This window comes from Citrobacter sp. CRE-46, from assembly GCF_059615875.1.
In genome coordinates, this window is the sequence record NZ_CM184341.1 from 2,505,674 (window position 1) to 2,530,696 (window position 25,023).

General features: G+C 51.9%; 25 protein-coding genes and 1 other annotated feature. Of the genes, 14 read left to right on the top strand and 11 right to left on the bottom strand.

Annotation, left to right across the window (positions count from 1 at the left end):
- Positions 1-2: 2 nt before the first annotated feature.
- The 3 genes from trpD to trpL all read right to left on the bottom strand — a co-directional run bounded on the left by trpD (position 3) and on the right by trpL (position 3,299).
- A complete protein-coding gene (gene trpD, locus AC534G_RS12155; RefSeq protein WP_496594596.1) occupies positions 3-1,598 on the bottom strand; it encodes a bifunctional anthranilate synthase glutamate amidotransferase component TrpG/anthranilate phosphoribosyltransferase TrpD in 1,596 nt (531 codons plus the stop codon).
- The gene (locus AC534G_RS12160) at positions 1,598-3,160 is read right to left on the bottom strand and encodes an anthranilate synthase component 1 (protein WP_085048097.1); all 1,563 of its coding nucleotides are present in this window, start codon (positions 3,158-3,160) and stop codon (positions 1,598-1,600) included. Before AC534G_RS12160 ends, trpD begins: the two co-directional genes overlap by 1 nt.
- A gap of 23 nt (positions 3,161-3,183) precedes the next feature.
- Positions 3,184-3,278 (bottom strand) — a sequence feature (Trp leader region).
- Positions 3,255-3,299, bottom strand: coding sequence for a trp operon leader peptide (gene trpL, locus AC534G_RS12165; protein WP_012905981.1), 45 nt, complete (start codon positions 3,297-3,299; stop codon positions 3,255-3,257). Its footprint overlaps the feature before it by 24 nt.
- A 135-nt stretch (positions 3,300-3,434) precedes the next feature.
- On the opposite strand from trpL, the gene rnm reads away from it, so the two are divergent.
- From rnm to rluB, 3 genes are all read left to right on the top strand, one after another.
- On the top strand, positions 3,435-4,313 hold the full coding sequence (gene rnm / locus AC534G_RS12170) for an RNase RNM (RefSeq protein WP_069324976.1): 879 nt from the start codon (positions 3,435-3,437) through the stop codon (positions 4,311-4,313).
- Positions 4,310-4,930 (top strand): L-threonylcarbamoyladenylate synthase, encoded by a 621-nt coding sequence (locus tag AC534G_RS12175; RefSeq protein ID WP_038640974.1) that lies wholly within the window; start codon positions 4,310-4,312, stop codon positions 4,928-4,930. Before rnm ends, AC534G_RS12175 begins: the two co-directional genes overlap by 4 nt.
- Before the next feature lie 100 nt (positions 4,931-5,030).
- Positions 5,031-5,906, top strand: a complete 876-nt coding sequence (gene rluB / locus AC534G_RS12180; protein WP_038640972.1) for a 23S rRNA pseudouridine(2605) synthase RluB — start codon at positions 5,031-5,033, stop codon at positions 5,904-5,906.
- A gap of 83 nt (positions 5,907-5,989) precedes the next feature.
- On the opposite strand, the gene cobO is transcribed toward rluB, so the two are convergent.
- Both cobO and AC534G_RS12190 read right to left on the bottom strand, forming a co-directional pair.
- Entirely contained in the window at positions 5,990-6,580 is a 591-nt protein-coding gene (gene cobO, locus AC534G_RS12185) for a cob(I)yrinic acid a,c-diamide adenosyltransferase (protein ID WP_038640970.1), read from the bottom strand.
- Positions 6,577-7,338 (bottom strand): YciK family oxidoreductase, encoded by a 762-nt coding sequence (locus tag AC534G_RS12190; protein WP_038640968.1) that lies wholly within the window; start codon positions 7,336-7,338, stop codon positions 6,577-6,579. Before AC534G_RS12190 ends, cobO begins: the two co-directional genes overlap by 4 nt.
- A 222-nt stretch (positions 7,339-7,560) precedes the next feature.
- Between AC534G_RS12190 and sohB the strand changes: the two genes are divergently transcribed.
- Complete coding sequence (gene sohB / locus AC534G_RS12195) at positions 7,561-8,607, top strand: protease SohB (RefSeq protein ID WP_069324978.1); 1,047 nt, start codon at positions 7,561-7,563, stop codon at positions 8,605-8,607.
- 108 nt (positions 8,608-8,715) lie between these two features.
- Here the strand turns inward: sohB and AC534G_RS12200 are convergent, their stop codons facing one another.
- Positions 8,716-8,967, bottom strand: coding sequence for a YciN family protein (locus AC534G_RS12200; protein WP_003020616.1), 252 nt, complete (start codon positions 8,965-8,967; stop codon positions 8,716-8,718).
- 398 nt (positions 8,968-9,365) lie between these two features.
- Between AC534G_RS12200 and topA the strand changes: the two genes are divergently transcribed.
- From topA to acnA, 5 genes are all read left to right on the top strand, one after another.
- Positions 9,366-11,963 (top strand): type I DNA topoisomerase, encoded by a 2,598-nt coding sequence (gene topA, locus AC534G_RS12205; RefSeq protein WP_137347850.1) that lies wholly within the window; start codon positions 9,366-9,368, stop codon positions 11,961-11,963.
- Positions 11,964-12,171: 208 nt separating this feature from the next.
- The gene (gene cysB, locus AC534G_RS12210; protein ID WP_042308079.1) at positions 12,172-13,146 is read left to right on the top strand and encodes an HTH-type transcriptional regulator CysB; all 975 of its coding nucleotides are present in this window, start codon (positions 12,172-12,174) and stop codon (positions 13,144-13,146) included.
- A gap of 293 nt (positions 13,147-13,439) precedes the next feature.
- A complete protein-coding gene (locus AC534G_RS12215) occupies positions 13,440-13,601 on the top strand; it encodes a YmiA family putative membrane protein (protein ID WP_165353571.1) in 162 nt (53 codons plus the stop codon).
- A 3-nt stretch (positions 13,602-13,604) separates the two neighbouring features.
- Entirely contained in the window at positions 13,605-13,772 is a 168-nt protein-coding gene (locus AC534G_RS12220; protein ID WP_165407704.1) for a YciX family protein, read from the top strand.
- A 307-nt stretch (positions 13,773-14,079) separates the two neighbouring features.
- Positions 14,080-16,755 (top strand): aconitate hydratase AcnA, encoded by a 2,676-nt coding sequence (gene acnA / locus AC534G_RS12225; protein ID WP_038640960.1) that lies wholly within the window; start codon positions 14,080-14,082, stop codon positions 16,753-16,755.
- A 52-nt stretch (positions 16,756-16,807) separates the two neighbouring features.
- Here the strand turns inward: acnA and ribA are convergent, their stop codons facing one another.
- A complete protein-coding gene (ribA, locus tag AC534G_RS12230; protein ID WP_038640958.1) occupies positions 16,808-17,398 on the bottom strand; it encodes a GTP cyclohydrolase II in 591 nt (196 codons plus the stop codon).
- Between the two features lie 201 nt (positions 17,399-17,599).
- Here ribA and pgpB point away from each other — a divergent pair, with 201 nt between their 5' ends.
- From pgpB to yciH, 5 genes are all read left to right on the top strand, one after another.
- Positions 17,600-18,364 (top strand): phosphatidylglycerophosphatase B, encoded by a 765-nt coding sequence (gene pgpB / locus AC534G_RS12235; protein WP_038640956.1) that lies wholly within the window; start codon positions 17,600-17,602, stop codon positions 18,362-18,364.
- A 149-nt stretch (positions 18,365-18,513) separates the two neighbouring features.
- A complete protein-coding gene (locus AC534G_RS12240; RefSeq protein WP_038640953.1) occupies positions 18,514-18,822 on the top strand; it encodes a LapA family protein in 309 nt (102 codons plus the stop codon).
- A 6-nt stretch (positions 18,823-18,828) separates the two neighbouring features.
- Positions 18,829-19,998, top strand: a complete 1,170-nt coding sequence (gene lapB, locus AC534G_RS12245) for a lipopolysaccharide assembly protein LapB (protein ID WP_038640951.1) — start codon at positions 18,829-18,831, stop codon at positions 19,996-19,998.
- Positions 19,999-20,187: 189 nt separating this feature from the next.
- Positions 20,188-20,925, top strand: coding sequence for an orotidine-5'-phosphate decarboxylase (pyrF, locus tag AC534G_RS12250; RefSeq protein ID WP_110497944.1), 738 nt, complete (start codon positions 20,188-20,190; stop codon positions 20,923-20,925).
- Positions 20,926-21,252: a stress response translation initiation inhibitor YciH gene (gene yciH / locus AC534G_RS12255; RefSeq protein ID WP_038640947.1), complete on the top strand. Its 327-nt coding sequence runs from the start codon at positions 20,926-20,928 to the stop codon at positions 21,250-21,252.
- An 88-nt stretch (positions 21,253-21,340) separates the two neighbouring features.
- Here yciH and osmB read toward each other — a convergent pair whose 3' ends face one another.
- The 4 genes from osmB to pdeR form a co-directional block, all read right to left on the bottom strand.
- Complete coding sequence (osmB, locus tag AC534G_RS12260) at positions 21,341-21,559, bottom strand: osmotically-inducible lipoprotein OsmB (RefSeq protein WP_038640946.1); 219 nt, start codon at positions 21,557-21,559, stop codon at positions 21,341-21,343.
- A gap of 268 nt (positions 21,560-21,827) precedes the next feature.
- A complete protein-coding gene (gene yciT, locus AC534G_RS12265; RefSeq protein WP_069324981.1) occupies positions 21,828-22,580 on the bottom strand; it encodes a DNA-binding transcriptional regulator YciT in 753 nt (250 codons plus the stop codon).
- Positions 22,581-22,661: 81 nt separating this feature from the next.
- Positions 22,662-22,844: a YciZ family protein gene (locus tag AC534G_RS12270; protein ID WP_042308514.1), complete on the bottom strand. Its 183-nt coding sequence runs from the start codon at positions 22,842-22,844 to the stop codon at positions 22,662-22,664.
- Between the two features lie 182 nt (positions 22,845-23,026).
- Positions 23,027-25,018 carry a cyclic di-GMP phosphodiesterase gene (gene pdeR / locus AC534G_RS12275; protein ID WP_199978528.1) on the bottom strand — a complete coding sequence of 664 codons (1,992 nt, stop codon included), beginning with the start codon at positions 25,016-25,018 and terminating at the stop codon, positions 23,027-23,029.
- Between the last annotated feature and the right edge of the window lie 5 nt (positions 25,019-25,023).

Genomic DNA, 25,023 nt, shown 5'->3' on the forward strand with positions numbered 1-25,023 from the left:
ATTTACCCTCTTGCTGCAAGCGCAGTGACACGGTCGTAGGCCGCGCCGCTACGCAGCACATTTACCACGGTTTGCGCATTAGTTTTTAAATCTTCTGCACCGTGCAGGCGCATTAACATGGCGACATTCGCGGCAACGGCTGCTTCGTGAGCGGCTTCACCTTTACCTTGTAACAAGCGACTAAGAATGTCACGGTTTTCTTCCGGTGTACCGCCCGCCAGCTGTTCCTGATGGTACGGCGTCAGGCCAAAGTCTTCCGCCGTCAGTTGATAGCTCTTGATTTCGCCATCATGCAGCTCTGCCACAATAGTCGGCGCATGCAGCGAAACCTCATCCATGCCGCCGCTGTGTACGACCGCGGCACGCTGATACCCCAATACACGCAGCGTTTCGGCAATCGGCAGCACCAGTTCCGGGCTGTAAACGCCGATCAGCGCCAGAGGCGGATGCGCCGGGTTAATCAACGGACCGAGCACGTTAAACAGCGTGCGGGTTTTTAACTGTTGGCGTACCGGCATGGCGTGGCGAAAACCGGTGTGGTATTTCGGTGCAAACAGGAAGCACACGCCGAGATCGTCAAGCGCCTGACGGGATTTATCGGCGTTCATGTCCAGATTAATGCCAAATGCCGCCAACAGATCTGAAGAGCCCGATTTACTGGAGACGCTGCGGTTGCCGTGTTTGGCCACTTTCAGTCCACAGGCCGCCGCAACAAAGGCGCCGGCCGTGGAGATATTGATACTGTTGCTACCGTCACCGCCGGTACCGACAATATCGGCAAACAGATAATCAGGACGCGGGAACGGGGCAGCGTTTTCCAGCAGCGCGGTTGCCGCGCCGGCAATTTCATGCGGGTGTTCGCCACGAATTTTCATGCTCACCAGGGCCGCAGCGAGTTGTTCCGGCTTCAGTTCACCGCGTACTACGGCCGAGAACAGTTGGTGGCTTTCCTGTTGGGACAGCGTCTGAGCCTGATACAGTTTCTCCAGAATAGGTTGCAGCGTATTGGTCTGTTCGAGTTTCTGTTGCGCCCATGCCAGCGTTTGCTCCAGCAGAAGTGCGCCCTGGGTGGTGAGGATCGATTCCGGATGGAACTGGAAGCCACACACGCGGTCGGTATCGTGACGGACCGCCATCACCATGCCGTTAAAGTGGGCGTTGATGGTCAAACCGGCTGGAACGTTGCTGCCAACAAGCGAGTGGTAACGCGCTACCGGCAATGGATTTGCCAGACCGCTGAACATTGCCTGACCGTCATGTTCAATACTGGATGCTTTACCGTGCAGGATCTCTCCGGCCTGACCGACATAGCCGCCGTAGGCCTCAACAATCGCCTGATGCCCCAGACAAATACCAATAATCGGCAGCTTACCGCGCAGGCGGGTTAACAGCTCCGGCATGCAGCCCGCTTCGCTTGGCGCACCGGGTCCCGGAGAGAGCATCAGCACCGGGTTTTTCATGGTTGCTAAGCGGTCAATTAACGTCTGGGCCGGAATATGGTTGCGGTAAATCACCACGTTGTGACCATTAGTACGCAGCTGATCCGCCAGGTTATAGGTAAATGAGTCGATGTTATCGAGCAGCAGAATGTCAGCCATTAGAAGGTCTCCTGTGCGTGGTGCGCGGTGGCGATAGCACGTAAAACCGCACGCGCTTTATTACGGGTTTCATCGGCTTCAGACTGCGGTACAGAATCCAGAACAATCCCGGCACCGGCTTGTACGGTGGCAATACCGTCTTCCACGAGTGCGGAACGAATCACAATACAGGTATCCAGATCGCCATGGGCGGTAAAGTAGCCTACCGCGCCGCCATAGCTGCCACGGCGACGACCTTCGGCCTCGGCGATAAGCTGCATGGCGCGAACTTTCGGCGCGCCGCTTAGCGTGCCCATATTCATACAGGCGCGGTACGCATGCAGCACATCCAGATCGCTACGCAGTTCGCCGACCACGCGGGAAACCAGGTGCATCACGAAGGAGTAGCGATCCACTTTGGTCAGGTCAGCAACGTAGCGGCTGCCCGGCGTGCAGATGCGCGCCAGGTCGTTACGCGCAAGGTCAACCAGCATCAGGTGCTCGGAAAGCTCTTTATGATCGGTACGCATCTCCAGCTCGATACGGCTGTCGAGATCGCGGTCCAGCGAGCCATCCGCACGGCGACCGCGCGGACGCGTCCCGGCAATCGGGTAGATTTCAATCTGCCGGCTGGTGGCATCATATTTCAGCGAGCTTTCCGGGGAGGCGCCGAACAGCGTGAAATCGTTGTCCTGCATGAAAAACATATACGGGCTGGGATTACTTTTCTTCAGCACATAGTAGGCCGCCAGCGGTGACGGGCAGGGCAATGAGAAACGGCGGGACGGAACCACCTGGAAAATCTCGCCTGCGCGAATGGCTTTTTGCATCCCGCGCACCACAGCCCCAAATTCTTCATCGCTCTGGTTACATTCGCAGCGCATCTGCGGGATTTCTGTCACGGGCAGTGGCGGAGCTGGCTCGGTAAGCTGCTGGCTCAGTTGCGCCAGACGAGCGTTCAGACGCTGTTTTTCGCCATCGCTGGGGGTAAATACGCTGGCCTGAATGCGGGTACTTTTCTTTTGGTGGTCGATGACCATCAGCGTTTCAGCCAGATAGAAGCAGTAGTCCGGGCAACGGTTACCTGCTTCAAGCTGAGGTAAATCTTCAAAACCGGCGACCAGGTCATAGGAAAACAGACCGCCGAAGAACATCGCTTCACGTTCTTGCGCAGGGACGTTGACCAGTTCCTGCAATAAACGGAAAGCATCAAATACGGAAAGGGAACATAAGCGGGCGTCTTCATCCAGCAACGGGCTTACGTTGGGAAATTTCAAATGGCGTATGTTCGGCTGTTGTTCGTTTTCAACGCCAGCAGGCAGCGCTGCATCCAGCAGGGGCAGCAGCGATGCGCCGTTCGCGGAGAGCGCCTTAATAGTGACGGTGTCACCCAGGGCGGTGATGCGTAACGCGCTGTCGACCAGCAACAGGCTCTTCAGATCATCTTTGCTGTTGATATCTGCAGATTCAAGCAGCAGTGTCGCTGGACGAGCGCCACATACCTGATGAAACAGCGCCGTCGGATTCTCACGGTAGGCGGCATCGCAGGTAAGCAGTTCGAGTGTCGGTTTTGGTGTTTGCATCGTTGTTCTCATTAATTTTGTTCAAAAAAAAGCCCGCTCAGTTGGCGGGCCGGGTATCTGGTTGCATATTGCAGACGTAAGACACTGCCCGAAATCAGGAAGTGCGCCACCAACCGTGCAGAACAAATGTTGCTTTCATCTCAGATACCTTCTTCATGTGAACTTGCGTACTAGTTAACTAGTTCGATGGAGTAAAGTCAACACCTGATTTCAGTAAATTTGTCGAAACCGCTATGATGGGCGTGTTACGACATTTATTGAAATGGGAGCCGCCTTGAGCGACACGAATTACGCAGTGATTTATGACCTGCACAGTCATACTACAGCCTCTGATGGGCGATTAACCCCTGAAGCCTTAGTACACCGTGCGGTAGAGATGCGAGTCGGCACACTGGCGATCACCGATCATGACACCACGGGCGGTATTGCGGCGGCAAGAGAAGAAATTTCACGTTCGGGTTTAGCGTTAAATCTGATCTCGGGCGTCGAGATTTCAACGGTGTGGGAAAATCATGAGATCCATATTGTGGGTCTGAATATAGATATTTCTCATCCATTGATGTGCGAGTTTTTGGCGCAACAAACGGAGCGTCGTCAGCAGCGCGCGCGCCTGATTGCTGAACGACTCGACAAAGCGCATATTCCCGGCGCATGGGAAGGCGCGTTGCGTCTGGCAGATGGCGGGGCGGTCACGCGGGGACATTTTGCGCGTTTTCTGGTGGAATGCGGAAAAGCCACGACTATTGCAGATGTTTTTAAAAAATACCTTGCCCGTGGGAAAACCGGTTACGTTCCGCCGCAGTGGTGTACAATAGAACAAGCTATTGATGTCATTCATCATTCTGGCGGTAAGGCAGTTCTGGCTCATCCGGGGCGGTACGATCTTAGCGCTAAGTGGCTGAAAAGACTGGTTGCATACTTCGCTGAACACCGCGGTGACGCGATGGAAGTGGCGCAGTGCCAACAGTCTCCCAATGAACGCACCCATCTGGCGACGCTTGCGCGTCAGCATCAATTGTGGGCATCGCAAGGATCTGATTTTCATCAGCCCTGCCCGTGGATTGAACTGGGTCGTAAACTCTGGTTGCCCGCAGGCGTAGAAGGCGTCTGGCAACTTTGGGAACAGCCTGAGATTACAGAGAGGAAAGTATGAGCCAGTTTTTTTATATTCATCCCGAAAACCCGCAGCAGCGGCTGATCAATCAGGCCGTTGAAATCGTGCGTAAGGGCGGGGTGATTGTCTATCCAACCGATTCCGGCTATGCGTTGGGCTGCAAAATTGAAGATAAAGGCGCAATGGAGCGCATTTGTCGCATTCGCCACCTGCCGGACGGACACAACTTTACGCTGATGTGCCGTGATCTGTCCGAACTGTCGACCTATTCGTTTGTCGATAACGTGGCTTTTCGTTTGATTAAAAATAACACGCCGGGCAACTACACCTTTATCCTGAAAGGGACGAAAGAAGTGCCACGCCGATTGTTGCAGGAAAAACGTAAGACCATCGGCCTGCGTGTGCCGTCGAATCCGATTGCGCTGGCGCTGCTGGAAGCGCTGGGCGAACCGATGCTTTCTACGTCGCTGATGCTGCCGGGCAGCGAATTTACCGAATCTGACCCGGAAGAGATTAAGGATCGCCTGGAGAAGCAGGTGGAGTTGATTATCCACGGCGGCTATCTCGGCCAGCAGCCGACCACGGTCATCGATTTAACTGACGATTCTCCGGTGGTCTTGCGTGAAGGCGTCGGCGACGTTAGACCTTTCTTATAAGGGCGTGAACCGCTATACTACGCGGCCTTAAAATGGCGCTGACTGGCGCCGTTGATTCTCCTGTTCGACGCCTGTGAAGGCGACATCTAAAGGAAGCTCTATGAGCGAAAAGTTACAGAAAGTGCTGGCGCGCGCCGGCCACGGTTCTCGCCGTGAAATTGAAACCATTATTGCCGCGGGCCGTGTGAGCGTTGATGGCAAAATTGCCACGCTCGGCGATCGCGTTGAAGTGACGCCGGGGCTGAAAATCCGTATCGACGGTCATCTGATTTCGGTTAAAGAGTCTGCGGAACAAATCTGTCGCGTTCTGGCCTATTACAAACCAGAAGGTGAACTGTGTACCCGTAACGATCCGGAAGGTCGTCCGACCGTGTTTGATCGTCTGCCAAAACTGCGCGATGCGCGCTGGATTGCCGTGGGGCGTCTGGATGTGAATACCTGCGGTTTACTGTTGTTCACTACCGACGGTGAACTGGCAAACCGTCTGATGCATCCAAGCCGTGAAGTTGAGCGTGAATATGCGGTGCGTGTGTTTGGTCAGGTTGATGACGCGAAACTGCGCGATCTGAGTCGTGGCGTACAGCTGGAAGATGGTCCGGCGGCGTTTAAAACGATCAAGTTCAGCGGTGGTGAAGGGATCAACCAGTGGTACAACGTCACGCTGACCGAAGGACGTAACCGTGAAGTACGTCGCCTGTGGGAAGCTGTAGGCGTGCAGGTAAGCCGTCTTATCCGTGTCCGTTACGGCGATATCCCGCTGCCGAAAGGGCTGCCGCGTGGCGGCTGGACGGAGCTTGATCTTGCGCAGACCAACTATTTGCGTGAACTGGTGGAGCTGAAGCCGGAAACGACCTCTAAAGTTGCCGTCGAGAAAGATCGTCGTCGGATGAAAGCGAACCAGATCCGTCGTGCGGTGAAGCGCCACTCACAGGTCGGCAGCAGCCGTCGTCCGGGCGGTCGCAGCAACAACGGTTAATCATGACCAGGCCTGATAAGCAAAGCGCCATCAGGCGTTAGCGTGGAGCCGGATGCGGCGCAAGCGCCTTATCCGGCCTGCTGTCAGTAATCAATTCCCATCTGAGCTTTCACGCCCGCTTCAAACGCGTGCTTAACCGGGCGCAGCTCGCTGACCGTATCTGCTAACTCCAGAATATCGCGATGACATCCCCGACCGGTGATAATCACCGTTTGATGGGCTGGGCGCGCATTTAAGGCATTGATAACCTCTTCAAGCGGCAGATAGTCGTACGCCACCATATAGGTCAGTTCGTCCAGGATAACCATATCCAGTTGAGCGTCAGCCAGCATTCGCTTTCCATGTTCCCATACGGCCATACAGGCTGCGGTATCCGCCTCGCGGTTTTGCGTGTCCCAGGTAAATCCTGTCGCCATAACCTGAAACTCTACGCCATGGGGTTCGAGTAAGTTTCGTTCACCGTTTGGCCAGGTACCTTTAATAAATTGCACCACGCCGACTTTTTTACCATGGCCCACCGCACGCGTGGCAGTCCCGAACGCTGCGGTGGTTTTACCCTTACCGTTTCCGGTGAACACGATAATGATTCCGCGTTCATCCTTTGCAGCGGCAACGCGGGCATCAACCCGCTCTTTAACGCGCTGCTGGCGTTGCTGGTAGCGTTCTTCACTCATTGAGCTATTCCTGGTTTACGGCCCGGTTGGGCATCGAAAGTCATACCGGTTTTACGGCGGCTGTCATCGCCCATCAGCCACAGATAGAGCGGCATAATATCGGCGGGAGTTTTCAATTTTTGCGGATCTTCAGTTGGAAATGCGCTGGCTCGCATGCCGGTACGCGTACCGCCTGGATTGATACAGTTTACGCGCAGGTGACGGTTCTGATATTCATCTGCCAGAACCTGCATCATGCCTTCGGTAGCGAATTTGGAAGTGGCATACGCTCCCCAATTGGCGCGTCCCTGGCGACCGACGCTGGAAGAGGTAAAGACCAGCGATCCGGCATCGGATTTCAGCAATAGCGGCAGCAATGCCTGGGTCAGCATAAAGGTGGCATTCACATTTACCTGCATGACATCTTGCCAGACCTGCGGATTTTGTTCGCTCATCGGACAAATATCACCCAGTAATCCGGCATTATGGAGAACACCATCCAGACGTGGAAAATGTGCGGCAATGCGCTGTGCAAGCTGGTGGCATTCTTCAGACGTACAAGTGAGCAGATCCAACGTGAACCAGTGTGGCTGCGTACCGTTTTCATCGGCAATAGTGCGGGCAACCTGGCGCAGTTTTTCTTCGTTACGCCCAAGCAGAATCACGGTCGCGCCGTATCGCGCATAGGTCTGTGCGGCTTCACGTCCGATACCATCACTGGCACCGGTAATCAGAATAATGCGGTCCTGTAAAAGGTCTTGTTTAGGTTGGTAATGCACGGCTACTCCTCGGCAACGCTCTGGCCTTCTCGTTCGCGATCACGTTTCGGCTTTATGCCTTAAACCCTGTTCTTTTTCAATCAGCCAAAGGCAATAACACCGCAAAATGAACGCTTTGTCATGCTTTTTGCTGATTCTGCGCCAGGATGGATGAAGCAAGACGGGTTAAGCAGCCTGTTGTACACTGAGCGGAAATAGCGTTGTTTAACCAAGGTGGGTCTCGTGGAATTGTTGTCTGAATATGGGCTGTTTTTGGCAAAAATTGTCACTGTCGTGGTGGCTATTGCGGTAGTTGTGATGCTGATTGTGAACGCGACACAACGCAAGCGTCAGCGCGGGGAGCTGCGGGTTATTAACCTCAGCGAGCAATATAAAGAGATGAAGGATGATCTGTCGCTGGCGCTACTGGACGGGCATCAGCAAAAATTCTGGCATAAGGCGCAGAAAAAGAAACAGAAACTGGAAGCAAAGGCAGCCAAGGCAAAAGCGAAGCTGGGAGACAGTACATCATCTGATAAACCACGTGTATGGGTGCTGGATTTTAAAGGCAGCATGGACGCCCATGAGGTCAGCGCGTTACGTGAGGAAGTGACGGCGGTGTTGGCGGTCGTTAAACCGCAGGATCAAGTGGTGGTTCGCCTGGAAAGCCCGGGCGGTGTGGTTCATGGTTATGGTCTGGCTGCGTCGCAGTTACAGCGTTTGCGCGATAAGCAGATTCCGTTGACCGTAACGGTGGATAAAGTCGCCGCGAGCGGTGGATATATGATGGCCTGCGTAGCCGATAAAATTGTCTCAGCGCCGTTTGCTATTGTCGGCTCTATTGGCGTCGTGGCGCAGATCCCGAACTTTAACCGCTTTCTGAAAGGGAAGGATATTGATATCGAACTGCACACCGCCGGGCAGTATAAGCGTACGCTGACGCTGCTGGGTGAAAACACGGAAGAAGGGCGGCAGAAATTCCGCGAAGATCTGAATGAAACCCATCACCTGTTTAAAGATTTTGTGCAGCGCATGCGTCCGACTCTGGACATTGAACAGGTGGCCACCGGCGAACACTGGTTTGGGCAACAGGCGCTGGCAAACGGGCTGGTGGATGAAATCAATACCAGCGACGAAGTGATTCTCGGGCTAATGGAAGGTCGCGAAGTGTTAAGCGTTCGCTATATGCAGCGCAAAAAACTGATGGATCGCTTTACCGGGAGTGCGGCCGAGAGCGCCGATCGTTTGCTACTGCGCTGGTGGCAGCGAGGACAGAAACCGCTGATGTAAAATTGTCATTGCCGGATGGTGATGCTAAAGCATCTTATCCGGCCTTGAGGATCGTAACATCCCGGGCCGGATAAGGCGGAGCCGCCATCCGGCAAATCATTTCTTGTATTAATCGATCAAGTGATACTTTTCAGAAAGTACGTGCGCCAGGTGCTTAAACATATTAAACACCGCCGTACTCTTGGGCGTCGGAAGCCCTTGTTCGTCTAAAAAGTAATCTCCGCTGAAAACCAGCACGCCATTTCGCTGCGTAACGCCGGTGGCGACAATCCCCGCCAGCGTGTCCTCATGCTCACGAATGATTTTGTTGGCTTCAATCAGCAGCGTTTCGCGATCGATAGGTTGCGTGTCTTTATGCATTATTTACTCCTTAAACAAGGACATTAGTCTACGCCGAGCCCGGCTTATGGGCAAATATTCCCTGACATAAATGAAGGTCTTACGTCGGGGTTGCAACTGGCGGGATTTGTTTTTGCATGCTAATAAAGTTGCGTAACGCATTTTATCAGGTACAGTGTGACGCTTTCGTCAATCTGGCAACAGATTTGCTTGACATTCGACCAATACTTCGTCGTGCTATAGCGTTTGTGAGCAAAAAAGCCTGTTAACTCAGTTACATGAGAGTTACATTACAAGCGCGAAAAAGTTTAAGGGGTTGATATCCGCCGACGCAGAGACCATATCAATGTCTCGTCGCCAGTGGAAGGTGAATCAACGTGCGACGCATTCTGGAAGAATCAAATTAGGTAAAGGTGAATATGGGTAAAGCTCTTGTCATCGTTGAGTCCCCGGCAAAAGCCAAAACGATCAACAAGTATCTGGGTAATGACTACGTGGTGAAATCCAGCGTTGGTCATATCCGTGATTTGCCGACCAGTGGCTCAGCAACTAAAAAGAGCGCCGACTCAACCTCCACCAAAACGGCTAAAAAGCCCAAAAAGGATGAACGTGGCGCTCTCGTCAACCGCATGGGTGTTGACCCGTGGCACAACTGGGATGCGCGCTATGAAGTGCTACCTGGTAAAGAGAAAGTTGTTTCTGAACTGAAGCAACTGGCTGAAAAAGCCGACCACATCTATCTCGCAACCGACCTTGACCGCGAAGGGGAAGCCATTGCATGGCACCTGCGGGAAGTAATCGGCGGCGATGACGCACGCTACAGCCGTGTGGTGTTTAACGAAATTACTAAAAACGCTATTCGTCAGGCGTTTGAAAAACCGGGCGAACTGAACATCGACCGGGTTAACGCGCAACAGGCGCGCCGCTTTATGGACCGCGTGGTGGGCTATATGGTGTCGCCGCTGCTGTGGAAAAAAATTGCGCGTGGTCTGTCAGCAGGCCGCGTACAGTCGGTTGCCGTGCGTCTGGTGGTTGAGCGCGAACGCGAAATCAAAGCATTTGTTCCAGAAGAGTTCTGGGAAATTGGTGCTGACACGACCACGCCTGGAGGCGATGCGTTGCCGCTTGAGGTGACGCACCAGAATGATAAACCGTTCCGCCCGGTCAATCGGGAACAAACGCTTGCCGCTGTCAGCCTGTTGGAAAAAGCGCGCTATAGCGTTCTGGAACGTGAAGATAAACCGACCAGCAGCAAGCCAGGCGCGCCGTTTATTACCTCCACGCTACAGCAGGCTGCGAGTACGCGACTGGGTTTTGGCGTGAAGAAAACCATGATGATGGCGCAGCGTTTGTATGAAGCGGGCTACATCACCTATATGCGTACTGACTCAACCAACCTGAGCCAGGATGCGGTGAACATGGTTCGCGAGTACATCAGCGATAATTTTGGCAAAAAATATCTGCCGGAGAGCGCGAACCAGTACGCCAGCAAAGAGAACTCTCAGGAAGCGCACGAAGCTATCCGTCCTTCCGATGTCGCCGTACAGGCGGAATCGCTGAAAGACATGGAAGCTGATGCGCAAAAACTGTACCAGTTGATCTGGCGTCAGTTTGTTGCCTGTCAGATGACGCCGGCGAAATACGACTCCACCACCTTAACCGTGGGCGCGGGTGATTTCCGCCTGAAAGCGCGTGGTCGTATTCTGCGTTTCGATGGCTGGACCAAAGTGATGCCTGCATTGCGTAAGGGCGATGAAGATCGCATCTTACCGGCCGTGGATAAAGGCGATACGTTGACGCTTGTCGAACTGACGCCAGCGCAACACTTTACCAAACCGCCTGCACGTTTCAGTGAAGCCTCGCTGGTTAAAGAGCTTGAAAAGCGGGGTATTGGTCGTCCATCAACGTATGCGTCGATTATTTCCACGATTCAGGATCGCGGCTATGTTCGTGTTGAGAACCGTCGCTTCTATGCTGAAAAAATGGGTGAAATCGTCACCGATCGTCTGGAAGAAAACTTCCGCGAATTGATGAACTACGATTTTACCGCGCAGATGGAAGACAGCCTCGACCAGGTGGCGAATCACGAAGCAGAATGGAAAGGCGTACTCGACAACTTCTTCACCGATTTTACTCAGCAACTGGATAAAGCCGAAAAAGATCCTGAAGAGGGCGGTATGCGTCCGAACCAGATGGTGCTGACCAGTATTGATTGCCCGACCTGCGGACGCAAGATGGGTATTCGTACCGCCAGCACCGGCGTTTTCCTCGGCTGTTCCGGCTATGCGCTGTCGCCGAAAGAGCGTTGCAAAACCACCATTAACCTGGTGCCGGAAAACGAAGTGCTGAACGTGCTGGAAGGCGACGACGCGGAAACGAACGCTCTGCGCGCCAAACGTCGCTGCAAGAAGTGCGGTACGGCGATGGACAGCTACCTTATCGATCCTAAGCGTAAGCTGCATGTATGTGGTAATAACCCGACCTGTGACGGCTACGAGATCGAAGAGGGTGAATTCCGCATCAAGGGTTATGACGGTCCTATCGTTGAGTGCGAAAAATGTGGTTCTGAAATGCACCTGAAAATGGGGCGTTTCGGTAAGTACATGGCGTGTACCAACGACGAGTGCAAAAACACTCGTAAGATCCTGCGTAACGGTGAAGTCGCTCCGCCGAAAGAAGATCCGGTTCCGCTGCCGGAACTGCCGTGTGAAAAATCTGACGCGTATTTTGTGTTACGTGATGGCGCTGCAGGTATCTTCCTGGCGGCAAATACGTTCCCGAAATCACGTGAGACCCGCGCGCCGTTAGTGGAAGAGCTGTACCGCTTCCGCGATCGTCTGCCGGAAAAACTGCGCTATCTGGCAGATGCGCCGCAGACTGACCCGGACGGCAACAAGTCCATGGTTCGTTTCAGCCGTAAAACCAAGCAGCAATACGTTGCCGCTGAGAAAGACGGTAAGGCGACCGGTTGGTCAGCGTTCTTTGTTGACGGTAAATGGGTAGAAGGGAAGAAATAACGGCATTCCGCCTGAATTCTTCCTTAAAGGGTCGCGTAAGCGGCCCTTTTCGTTTCTGGCGTATTATTTTTTGTCATGCCTATACAGCTTACATAGAAATGATATAGTGGTTATAGTTAACACATTTTTTATTATTAAATCGTATTAGCAGAGCTAACGAGCCTGCTCTGAAACGATGATCTGATGGCATAAATCGGGATGGCTTGACATGAAATTACAGCAGCTTCGCTACATTGTTGAGGTGGTGAACCACAACCTTAATGTCTCCTCAACGGCGGAAGGGCTTTATACCTCCCAGCCAGGCATCAGTAAGCAAGTTCGTATGCTTGAAGATGAACTTGGCATCCAGATTTTTGCCCGTAGCGGCAAGCACCTGACGCAGGTTACGCCAGCGGGGCAGGAAGTCATCCGTATTGCGCGTGAGGTTCTGTCGAAGGTGGATGCCATTAAGTCGGTGGCCGGCGAACATACCTGGCCGGACAAAGGCTCGTTATACATCGCGACGACCCACACGCAAGCACGTTACGCACTGCCAAACGTGATTAAAGGTTTTATTGAGCGTTACCCTCGCGTCTCTTTGCACATGCACCAGGGATCGCCGACGCAAATCGCCGAAGCGGTATCGAAAGGGAATGCAGACTTTGCCATTGCGACAGAAGCCCTGCATCTGTATGACGATTTGGTGATGCTGCCTTGCTATCACTGGAACCGCTCGATCGTCGTGACGCCGGATCATCCGCTGGCGGGAAAAGCGTCCGTTTCTATTGAAGAGTTAGCGCAGTATCCGCTGGTCACCTACACCTTCGGTTTTACCGGGCGTTCGGAACTGGATACCGCGTTTAACCGTGCGGGTCTGGAACCGCGTATAGTATTTACCGCGACCGATGCCGATGTCATTAAAACCTATGTGCGTCTGGGGCTTGGGGTGGGGGTGATTGCCAGCATGGCGGTTGATCCCGTCTCCGACCCTGATCTTGTACGTGTTGACGCGCACGATATCTTCAGTCATAGCACCACCAAAATTGGTTTTCGTCGCAGCACGTTTTTACGCAGTTACATGTATGATTTCATTCAACGTTTCGCGCCGCATCTGACGCGAGATGTGGTGGATACTGCGGTAGCGTTGCGTTCTAACGATGATATAGAAGCCATGTTTAAAGATATTAAATTGCCTGAGAAATAATACCGGCTGTTACCTCGTCGGTATCCTTCTGCATAAAGCGATACCGACGGGAGACGCTGAATTAATCGATAATTTACAGTGAATAAATTAACCATATATAGTTTATGGAAAAGGTTCTCTAAAGTAGTTTCAAATTAGTCAGCTTGCCAAAAATTCCTTTCAAATATTGATAACCGATCAAACAATCGATTTATTTATCAGGACGAGTCCGAAAATTAACTGGCTTTTTTTTGCCTTTTTTATTAGGATTCCTCCTATCTGATGATTAATTGTACCGATTGTTTGGTGCCTAAATGATAAGTGATTTCGATAGTATGAGGTTAGCGATGCCTTCAGGAAACCAGCCAGCACGCAGGGATCCCGTGATGAAACGTAAAGCCTGGTTTGCTGTTTTTCTCGGCTCCGCAGTGTTCTGGATTGTCGTCGCGCTCGTGGCCTGGCAAGTGTGGGGGTAGGTCATGTCCGCACCGGAACAACACACCACCGTGACGCCAGCTCCCCATGAAAATGAACCAGATAGCAATACCGGCGCAGAGAATGGGCCGGAAATCCCCACCTCCTGGACGCTTTCCCCTGAACAACGCGCGTTTATTGATCTGTTTACTGATGATGAACAGAAACAGTAATTAATACGAATTTTATCGTCATTATTATTCGTCCTCTGTCTGATATCTCGTATGACTTATTACGTACAATCGCGATGTCCACTCTAATCAGCATATTATCGACTACCAACATGCCTGTTACACATTAACGCTATCAACTTCCGCTCTCGAATCTTCCCCGCGTATTTCACACCGCACTCCGCTCTTCCGATGTTTACACTTTTATCAATTTGAGTTGTTATCAAAGCGTTACATTTTGTTTGTGTTATCTTTAATACTAACCCTGAAGAAAATCAGGGGATCTAACCCTGTCATTTAAGGAGGAGCTATGTCGTCGACCCTACGCGAAGCCAGTATGGACACATTGCAGGTTAATGATAAAACCTACCGTTACTACAGCTTGCCTCTGGCCGCACAAACACTGGGTGATATCACCCGCCTGCCCAAATCGCTAAAAGTTTTGCTGGAGAACCTGCTTCGCTGGCAGGACGGAAATACCGTTACCGAAGACGATATTCATGCGCTGGCGCGTTGGCTGAAAACCGCGCATGCCGACCGTGAGATTGCCTATCGACCCGCTCGCGTTTTGATGCAGGACTTTACTGGCGTACCCGCAGTGGTCGATCTGGCCGCTATGCGCGAAGCGGTAAAACGTTTGGGCGGGGATACGGCAAAAGTGAATCCGCTTTCGCCAGTGGATCTTGTCATTGACCACTCCGTAACGGTGGATCGTTTCGGTGATGATGACGCTTTCGAAGAGAACGTCCGTCTGGAAATGGAACGTAACCATGAGCGCTATGTGTTCCTGAAATGGGGACAGCAAGCATTCAGTCGCTTCAGCGTCGTGCCGCCGGGAACGGGGATTTGCCACCAGGTTAACCTTGAGTATTTGGGTAAAGCCGTCTGGAGCGAATTACAAAACGGTGAATGGGTGGCTTATCCGGATACGCTGGTCGGTACTGACTCCCATACTACGATGATAAATGGTCTCGGTGTGCTGGGCTGGGGCGTCGGCGGCATTGAAGCCGAAGCCGCGATGCTGGGCCAGCCGGTCTCTATGCTTATCCCTGACGTGGTGGGCTTCAAGTTGGTAGGTAAACTGCGGGAAGGTATCACCGCGACCGATCTGGTGCTGACTGTCACCCAAATGCTGCGTAAGCATGGTGTGGTTGGGAAATTTGTTGAATTCTATGGTGATGGCCTGGATACCTTACCGCTGGCCGATCGGGCAACCATTGCGAACATGTCGCCGGAATATGGCGCAACCTGTGGTTTCTTCCCGATTGATGACATCACGCTTGAATATATGCGCCTGAGTGGACGCAGTGAGGAGCAGGTCGACCTGGTCGGCGCTTATGCTAAAGCGCAGGGGATGTGGCGTAACCCAGGCGATGAACCTGTATTTACCAGTTCGCTGGAGCTGGATATGGGCAGTGTGGAAGCGAGCCTTGCCGGACCGAAGCGTCCACAGGATCGAGTGGCACTTGCAGATGTCCCGAAAGCGTTCTCGGCGAGTAACGAGCTTGAGGTGAATAGCTCGCTAAAAGATCGTCAGCCGGTGGATTATACGATGAACGGGCATCAATACCTGTTGCCGGATGGCGCGGTGGTGATTGCGGCGATCACCTCCTGTACCAACACCTCTAACCCAAGCGTATTGATGGCGGCGGGGCTGCTGGCGAAGAAAGCGGTTACGCTCGGTCTGAAACGTCAACCCTGGGTTAAAGCCTCGCTGGCGCCTGGCTCTAAAGTCGTTTCTGACTATCTGGCGCAGGCCGGGTTCACACCGTATCTTGACGAGTTGGGCTTTAACCTCGTGGGTTATGGCTGTACCACCTGTATAGGTAATTCCGGACCGTTGCCCGATCCTATTGAGACAGCTATCAAAAAAGGCGATCTCACGGTCGGCGCAGTGCTTTCCGGCAACCGTAATTTTGAAGGACGCATCCATCCGCTCGTCAAGACGAACTGGTTGGCGTCACCGCCGCTGGTAGTCGCTTACGCGCTGGCGGGGAATATGAATATTAACCTGACGAAAGACCCGTTAGGTCATGACAGAAAAGGCGATCCCGTTTACCTGAAAGATATCTGGCCAACTGCCCAGGAAATCGCCCGGGCCGTCGAGCAGGTCTCTACCGCGATGTTCCATAAAGAGTATGCCGAAGTATTTGAAGGCACGCCGGAATGGAAAGCGATTCAAGTTGATCGGGCTGACACCTATGGCTGGCAGTCTGACTCGACCTATATCCGTTTGTCGCCGTTCTTTGATGGTATGCAGGCTACGCCGGATCCGGTACAGGACATTCATGGCGCACGCATTTTGGCGATGTTAGGCGACTCGGTGACCACCGATCACATTTCTCCAGCCGGTAGCATTAAAGCGGATAGCCCGGCCGGTCGGTATCTGCAAAGCCACGGCGTTGAGCGCAAAGACTTTAACTCCTACGGTTCCCGCCGCGGAAACCATGAAGTGATGATGCGCGGTACTTTTGCCAATATACGTATCCGCAATGAGATGGTGCCTGGCGTGGAAGGCGGAATGACGCGGCATTTACCGGGGACGGAAGTGGTAGCTATCTATGATGCGGCCATGCAATACCAACAGGAGAATGTTCCGCTGGCGGTCATTGCCGGTAAGGAATATGGTTCTGGCTCCAGTCGTGACTGGGCTGCGAAAGGCCCACGCTTGCTGGGTGTGCGCGTGGTGATTGCTGAGTCCTTTGAGCGAATTCACCGTTCTAACCTGATCGGCATGGGGATTTTACCGCTTGAATTCCCACAGGGGGTTACGCGTAAAACGCTGGGATTAACCGGTGAGGAAGCGATTGATATTACGGATCTGCAAAACATTAAACCGGGGGCGACAGTTCCGGTAAGTTTGACCCGTGCGGATGGGCATAAAGAGGTGATTTTATGCCGTTGCCGCATCGATACCGCGACGGAGTTAACGTATTACCAGAACGACGGCATTCTGCACTACGTCATTCGTAATATGTTGAACTGACATGTAAAAAGCCTGCGTGAGCAGGCTTTTTTCTGTACCGGGTAAATGGAAATTATTTATTTAACAAATGGCCCATTTTCGCGGCTTTGGTATCCAGATAATGTTCATTATTCGGGTTACGGCCCACAATCAACGGCACGCGTTCAACGATATTGATACCCGCCTCGGTCAGAATTTCCACCTTCTTCGGGTTATTGGTCAACAAACGTACCTCGTCAACGCCCAGCAGTTTGAACATGTCCGCACACAGTGTGAAATCACGCTCGTCTGCTGCAAAGCCTAACTGATGATTGGCTTCAACGGTATCATAACCCTGGTCCTGCAGCGCATAGGCGCGGATTTTATTTAACAGTCCAATGTTGCGCCCTTCCTGACGATGATAGAGCAGAATGCCACGCCCTTCTTCGGCAATATGCGACAGGGCTGCTTCGAGCTGGAAACCGCAATCGCAACGCAGGCTAAACAGCGCATCGCCAGTCAGACACTCAGAGTGGACACGCGCCAGGACAGGCGTTTGGCCTGTAATATCGCCAAAAATTAGTGCGACATGATCGTGTCCGGTTGCCAGTTCTTCAAATCCCACCATCAGGAAATCACCCCAGGGGGTTGGCAGTTTGGCTTCTGCCACACGTTTAAGCTGCATGTAATTCTCCAGATTATGCTGGCACTGTCGTGCCGTCGCCTGTTGGCTTCTGTTCTGTATTGCACTATTTTGCCATAAGCCAGCGATGTTCACCTAATCGCGACAACGGATTCGCTTTTGGAATGGCACAAAATTGTCAATTTTCCCGGCGTGCGCATTTTTCAGTTATGATTGTGAGACTTATCAACGAAAGGAGAGGCGATGCTTTCAATTGCAAAGCGCACCGCAGTCGGCGCCGGACTGCTGCTTATCATGCCGGTTGCTGTATGGGTATCAGGCTGGAACTGGCAACCAGGGCATAATGTCTGGTGGTTAAAATCCCTGTTCTGGGTAACGGAAACGGTGACACAGCCATGGGGGATTATCACTCACGTAGCGCTCTGTGCATGGTTTTTATGGTGTCTGCGTTTTCGTCTGAAAGCGGCGGTAATGCTGTTTGCGATCCTGGCGGTGGCGATTTTAGTTGGGCAGGGCGTGAAGTCATGGGTTAAGGATAAGGTGCAGGAACCGCGGCCATTTGTTGTATGGCTGGAAAAAACGCACCATATTCCGGTGGATGAGTTCTACACTTTAAAACGTAAAGATCGCGGGAACTTAGTCAAAGAACAATTAGCCGAACAGCGGGACGTGCCAACGTTTCTACGTAAGCACTGGCAAAAAGAAACAGGATTTGCTTTTCCCTCCGGGCATACAATGTTTGCTGCCAGTTGGGCTTTGCTGGCGGTAGGATTGCTGTGGCCGCGCAGACGTACGCTGACTATAGCATTCTTACTCATCTGGGCGACGGGGGTGATGGGGAGCCGCTTGCTGCTGGGAATGCACTGGCCCCGTGATTTGGTGGTCGCAACGCTGATTTCCTGGCTGTTGGTGACCCTGGCAACCTGGCTTGCGCAGCGGATATGCGGACCCTTAACACCGCCAGTGCAGGAGACAAAAGAAATCGCGCAGCGTGAGCAAGAAAGTTAGCTATGATTGATTTTTCGAATTTTGCCCTTAAATCAGAAGGCATAAAGCGCTTTTCCATTTCGCACTCGGTGTGAAAATGGTAATTTAAAGGGCTCAACGCGGTAAGTTGGACACGATTTATTCGCTTAAACCACATAACGGGAAGTAATGTGAAATATTTACTCATTTTCTTACTGGTGTTGGCGATTTTTGTTATTTCGGTGACATTAGGTGCGCAAAACGATCAACAGGTTACGTTTAATTACCTGCTGGCTCAGGGTGAGTATCGTATCTCTACGCTGCTTGCTGTATTGTTTGCCGCAGGTTTTGCGATTGGTTGGCTAATTTGCGGCCTTTTCTGGCTGAAGGTTCGAGTGTCTCTTGCGCGCGCCGAACGTAAAATCAAACGACTGGAAAACCAGCTTGCGCCTGCGACCGACGTTGCGGTACCCGCCGATTCGTCGGTTGTAAAGGAATAATTATTTATGTTGGAGTTGTTGTTTCTGCTTTTACCTGTAGCCGCTGCCTATGGGTGGTATATGGGTCGCAGAAGTGCGCAACAAACAAAGCAGGATGAAGCCAACCGACTTTCCCGTGACTATGTCGCCGGGGTTAACTTCCTCCTGAGCAACCAACAAGATAAAGCGGTGGATCTGTTCCTCGATATGCTGAAAGAGGACACGGGCACCGTTGAGGCTCATCTCACCCTCGGAAACCTGTTCCGTTCGCGCGGTGAAGTCGATCGTGCAATCCGCATCCACCAAACGCTTATGGAAAGTGCCTCGCTGACATACGAACAGCGCTTGCTGGCAGTGCAACAACTGGGCCGGGACTACATGGCCGCAGGCCTGTATGACCGTGCGGAAGACATGTTCAATCAGCTTACTGATGAAACAGATTTTCGCGTTGGGGCATTACAACAGTTGCTGCAAATTTATCAGGCAACCAGCGAATGGCAAAAAGCCATTGACGTTGCAGAGCGTCTGGTAAAGCTTGGCAAAGACAAACAACGCATTGAGATAGCGCATTTCTATTGCGAACTGGCGTTACAGCAAATGGGCAACGACGATATGGATCGTGCCATGACGCTGTTGAAAAAAGGGGCGGCAGCAGACAAAAACAGCGCCCGCGTTTCCATTATGATGGGGCGCGTATATATGCTGAACGGCGATTATTCCAGGGCGGTTGAAAGTCTGCAACGGGTGATTTCTCAGGATAAAGAGCTGGTCAGTGAAACGTTGGAAATGCTGCAAAGCTGCTACCAGCATCTGGGCAAAAACGATGAGTGGGCAGAGTTTTTACGCCGTGCGGTTGAGGAAAATACCGGTGCCGCCGCTGAACTGATGCTTGCAGATATCCTTGAGGCGCGTGAGGGGACTGATACCGCTCAGGTTTATATAACTCGTCAGCTGCAACGCCATCCTACGATGCGTGTATTCCACAAGCTAATGGATTATCATCTTAACGAAGCAGAAGAAGGGCGCGCCAAAGAGAGCCTGATGGTGCTGCGCGATATGGTCGGGGAGCAGGTACGTAGTAAGCCGCGCTATCGCTGTCAGAAATGCGGGTTTACCGCTTATACGCTGTACTGGCATTGTCCATCCTGCCGTTCATGGTCAACCATTAAACCTATTCGTGGGCTTGATGGGCTGTAATTTCTTAAAAAAACTTCAACTTAGTTACAACATCCTTGTAGGGTGTAATCGTCCCATCATCAACCTCCACAGCGGTTCGCCTGGCAGAAATGTAATCGCGCCTGTTAATTTTCTATTGCCGCAGGTAGAATGCACGCCGTTTACCCATTTTGCGCCACCGGTGGCGCCCATCCACAGGAAGGTCTGGTCATGACGTTTACTGCTTCATCTTCTTCTCGTGCTGTTACTGATTCTCCTGTCGTTGTCGCTCTTGATTACGCAAATCGTGATAAAGCATTAGCTTTTGTCGACAGAATTGATCCTCGTGATTGCCGTTTGAAAGTGGGCAAAGAGATGTTCACGCTTTTTGGACCTCAGTTGGTTCGCGAACTGCAACAGCGCGGTTTTGACGTCTTTCTGGATTTGAAATTTCATGATATTCCCAATACAACGGCACATGCCGTAGCTGCGGCTGCCGACCTTGGCGTGTGGATGGTTAACGTACACGCCTCTGGCGGGGCGCGCATGATGACGGCAGCCCGTGAGGCCCTGGTGCCTTTTGGTAATGATGCGCCATTGCTGATTGCTGTGACGGTGCTGACCAGCATGGAGGCCAGCGATCTGGCCGATCTCGGTGTGACGTTGTCACCTGCGGAGCATGCTGAAAGACTGGCGCGTTTAACCCAACATTGCGGGCTGGACGGTGTCGTATGCTCTGCCCAGGAAGCGGTACGTTTCAAACAGGCGTTTGGACAGGCATTTAAGTTAGTGACCCCGGGTATTCGTCCTGAAGGCAGCGAGGCGGGCGATCAGCGTCGTATTATGACGCCAGAGCAGGCGCAGTTAGCCGGTGTGGATTACATGGTGATTGGTCGTCCGGTCACGCAGTCTGCCGACCCGGCGCAGACGCTGAAGATGATCAATGCCTCTCTGAAACGAGGTGTGTAAATGAGCGATTCAAACTCTCGCCTGGTCTATTCAACCGACTCCGGACGCATTGATGAACCGAAGGTCGCCCCTGAGCGTCCAAAGGGTGATGGTATTGTCCGCATTCAACGCCAGACCAGCGGTCGTAAAGGCAAGGGCGTGTGCCTGATCACCGGTATTGATCAGGATGATGCGGAACTGGCTAAATTAGCCGCTGAACTGAAGAAAAAATGTGGTTGCGGTGGAGCGGTAAAAGAGGGCGTGATTGAAATTCAGGGCGATAAACGTGACCTGATAAAATCACTGCTGGAAGCCAAAGGCATGAAAGTCAAACTGGCTGGCGGTTAATAAAAAAGCCACGGAGATAATCCGTGGCTTTTTAAATACAGAGCTGAAAAAGTAAACGTTTAATTATATCGAGCCGGTCAACCGTAAATTATTTACCTACCTGATGGCCAATAATACCACCAACAGCAGCACCACCCAGCGTACCCAGCGCGCTGCCATCGGTCAGGACTGCACCACCTACTGCACCCGCACCAGCACCGATAGCGGTATTGCGATCGCGTTTGGACCAGTTAGAGCAGGCGCTCAGAGACATTGCCAGAGTAAGCGCCAGAATGGCTGCGGTCATTTTTTTGCTCGTTACTAACATAATACTTTCTCCTGAATTATTGATTCACGGAATCCAGTGTTCTTTAAGGATAGCGTTAAATCGCGACTATCAAAGATATTTCCGTGAAACCGTTTAGCGAAGGCATGACAACCAATATCCTGCAGTTGGATGTTCGCTCCTGTTATATCGCTAATGTTAATTCTACGAGTTTATCCTGTTAACAACAGGTAAAAAGTCTTAATTGGGTTGTCAGATAACTCTCATAGAGGAGATGATTTGCCTGCCGACAAATCATCTTGCGCAGCCATTATGCGTTGGAATCAATGATATTGACGGTTAATCCTGAATGTTCAAGCTGCATTTGTACGCTGGCGCTGAGCTTAGAGTCCGTCACGACGCGACTGAATCGTTCTAAAGGCCCCAGGGTATAAGGATGAATGGCGTCAAATTTTGAGCTGTCGGTAAGCACAATTACCTCTGCGCCTTTTTCCAGTACCGCATTAACCACATCAGAACGCATCATATCGCGTCCGGTGAAGCCGGTTTCTGCCTGCCAGCCATCAATGCCGATGAAGGCCTTACTGAAGTGTACCTGCTGGATAAACTGGCGAGTCAGGGGGCCGACCATGCTCTCACTTTTCTTCTGATAAATCCCGCCGAGGAGAATCACTTCACAGGGTGTTTCTTTGAGCAGGTGAGCGATGTAGCTGCTCACCGTAATGATAGTGACATCTTTTTGCTCCGCCAGGGTTCTTGCCAGGAGCGCATTGCTGCTGCCATTCTCAATGAATACTGACTCGCCGGGGCTGACCAGTGATGCAGCGAATTCGGCCAGCTCACGTTTTAGCGTGAAATTGGTCATCATGCGTGTTTCCACATCATCGCTGTTCAATGAAACAGCAAATCCGTGCGCACGGCGTAAATAACTCTGTTTTTCCAGCGTATTCAGATCCTGTCGAATCGTCACTTCTGAAACGCCGGTGATTTTTGCCAGATCGGCGACGCTCATCTGACCTTTATCGGTCACCATCTGCAAAATGGATTGTTGTCGGGAATTCATAGTATTAATTTTTATAGCAATATCGTATCGGAAAATAAACGGAAGTCTGCTGATAGCAGTAACATCAAGAGAGCGATGTCATCAGATCTCCCACGGAGCTTTCTGTTTAGTTGACAAAGATTGAGTATCTTCTTTGACCGTGTTTAACAGTTCAGCCTTCAGAATTTCGAGATTGTGGATGGCTGAGTGGTAATCACCTGCAACGAGGATATCCAGCACGGTATCAATGCGTTCGGCCAGACGCTGAGCGTCGATATCAGACATGGTCATCATCCAAAGGGCAATAGAGTTTGAATTTCATGATGCAGAATTTCATGGCAAAAGAGAAGGGAAAAATAGTATTAACCTGAATGATTGAAGAATATTATATATTCTGTGATTACATACAGATAGAATCATCACGTATTGTCCATTTATGGCTATTTTCTCCGAGGAATCTTTCTGCATTATCGCGTTTTTTTATTCAGGTGTCGTCGATACCATCGTTCAAACGCAGCTGCAGGCATCGGCTTGGCGAATAAAAATCCCTGACGCTCATTGACGCCGTTCTTGGTCAAAAACGCATCCTCTTTTGCACTTTCAACGCCTTCGGCGATGACCTGCAGGTTGAGCGCCTGCGCGACCGCGACAATGGCCCGCACCAGCGACTGCGAAATAGGTTGCTTGTGCACATCTCTGACAAAGGTTTGATCCAGTTTTATCGCATCAAGCGGGAAGCGGGCCAGTTGAGATAGCGACGAATAACCGGTGCCAAAATCATCCAAATGGATTTGTGCCCCCAACAGACTAAATTGCTGAATAACGGATAGCGCCAACTGCTCATTTTCAATCAAACTGCTTTCCGTTAATTCAACATCGATCGGGCAGTATTCAAAGTTGAGATCGTGAAGCACCTGCTTGAGAGCGGTAAATAGCGTCTGGTCGGCGAGCTGGCGCGCAGACACGTTTACCGCCACGCGTAGATTTATCCCCTTGGCACGCCATTTTGCCACCTGGCGCACGACGTCCAGAATAACCCATCGACCGAGCGGAACGATGAGCCCTGATTCTTCGGCGTAGGAGATAAACTCCAACGGCGGTATGAGACCACGTTCCGGGGACTGCCACCGAACCAGGGCCTCCAGACTACGAACTTCTCCGCGCCAGGTTATTTTTGGCTGATAGTGGATAACCAGTTGATCGTTTTCCAGCGCCTTACGCAGATTGGTATCCAACCACAAATATTCAAAAACCCGTTGATTCATTTCCGGTGAGAAGACGCAAAATTGACCACGACCGCCTTCTTTTGCTGTGTACATGGCCGTATCCGCGTTACGGATGACGCTCTCGCCGTCCTGTCCATGCTGTGGCGCGAGAGAAATACCGATTGAACATCCGGTATAGACTTCTATCAGTCCAATGCGAAAAGGTTGACGCAGGCGCGTCAGGATACGCGATGCCGTAGCCTCCAGCGCGCCCTGGGACGTTTCGGTGGCAAGGACAATGAATTCATCACCGCCAAACCTGGCCAGTAGCTGGTTGTCGTCGAGGCAACTGAGGATAGCCAGCGACACACTTTGTAACAACTGATCGCCAAACATATGACCGTAGGCGTCGTTCACCTTTTTAAAGTTATCCAAATCGAGATAGACAATCCCAACCTGCGTATCGCCCGCGTTTTCAATAGCGTTGCTGATCAGCTCGTGAATTGCGTTGCGGTTCGGTAAACCAGTGATGGAGTCGGTATTGGCCAATACCCGTAGACGTTCCTGCGCGCGGCGCTCTTCAGTAATATCGGTACCGGAACAGATCAGAAATATTTCGTTCTTGCCGCTACCGTTATGCACAAACTTATTACGGAACAGAAACAGACGCTGGCCTTTGCAGGTTTTTACCCAACGTTCGACCTCATAAGAGTTACCTTCGCGAAAAAACACCTCAATGTTGCGCCGTGAGGCTGCGGCCTCGCGCCGGCTCATAAACAGCGTGAAAACGCTTTGGCCAATCACTTCACGCTCTTTGAGACCGGTGTACTCTTCGCACAGGCGATTAAAGCGCTGAATGTTGCCCATGCGGTCAAGAATGACAATGACGGAGTTAGCTTCAGAAACGACCTGCTCAGCGAAAGAGAGGCCGTGAGCCAGGTCGCGCGCGACGGAAGGGGTGTCATCCCAGGCGGATGCGCTTCCCGCCCATTCGCGCTTATTGATTTTCCTGCCGACCAGATGCACGGGAATGTCGTCATCTTCAATGGGAAGCGTCATCAACAGGCTCGATGTAATCACCGTCATTTCGCGAATGCGGTCGGCTTGCTCAGCTGACAATTCGATGGTCTGATCGACTGCTGACGCTTCGTCGATAGAGAAATGCAGGATGTTGCAATCCTCTGACAAACGCCAGTAGGGGTTATGAGTGCCCACATAGCTATACAACGTAACCCGCTCCCGGACGTCTTTCATGATGT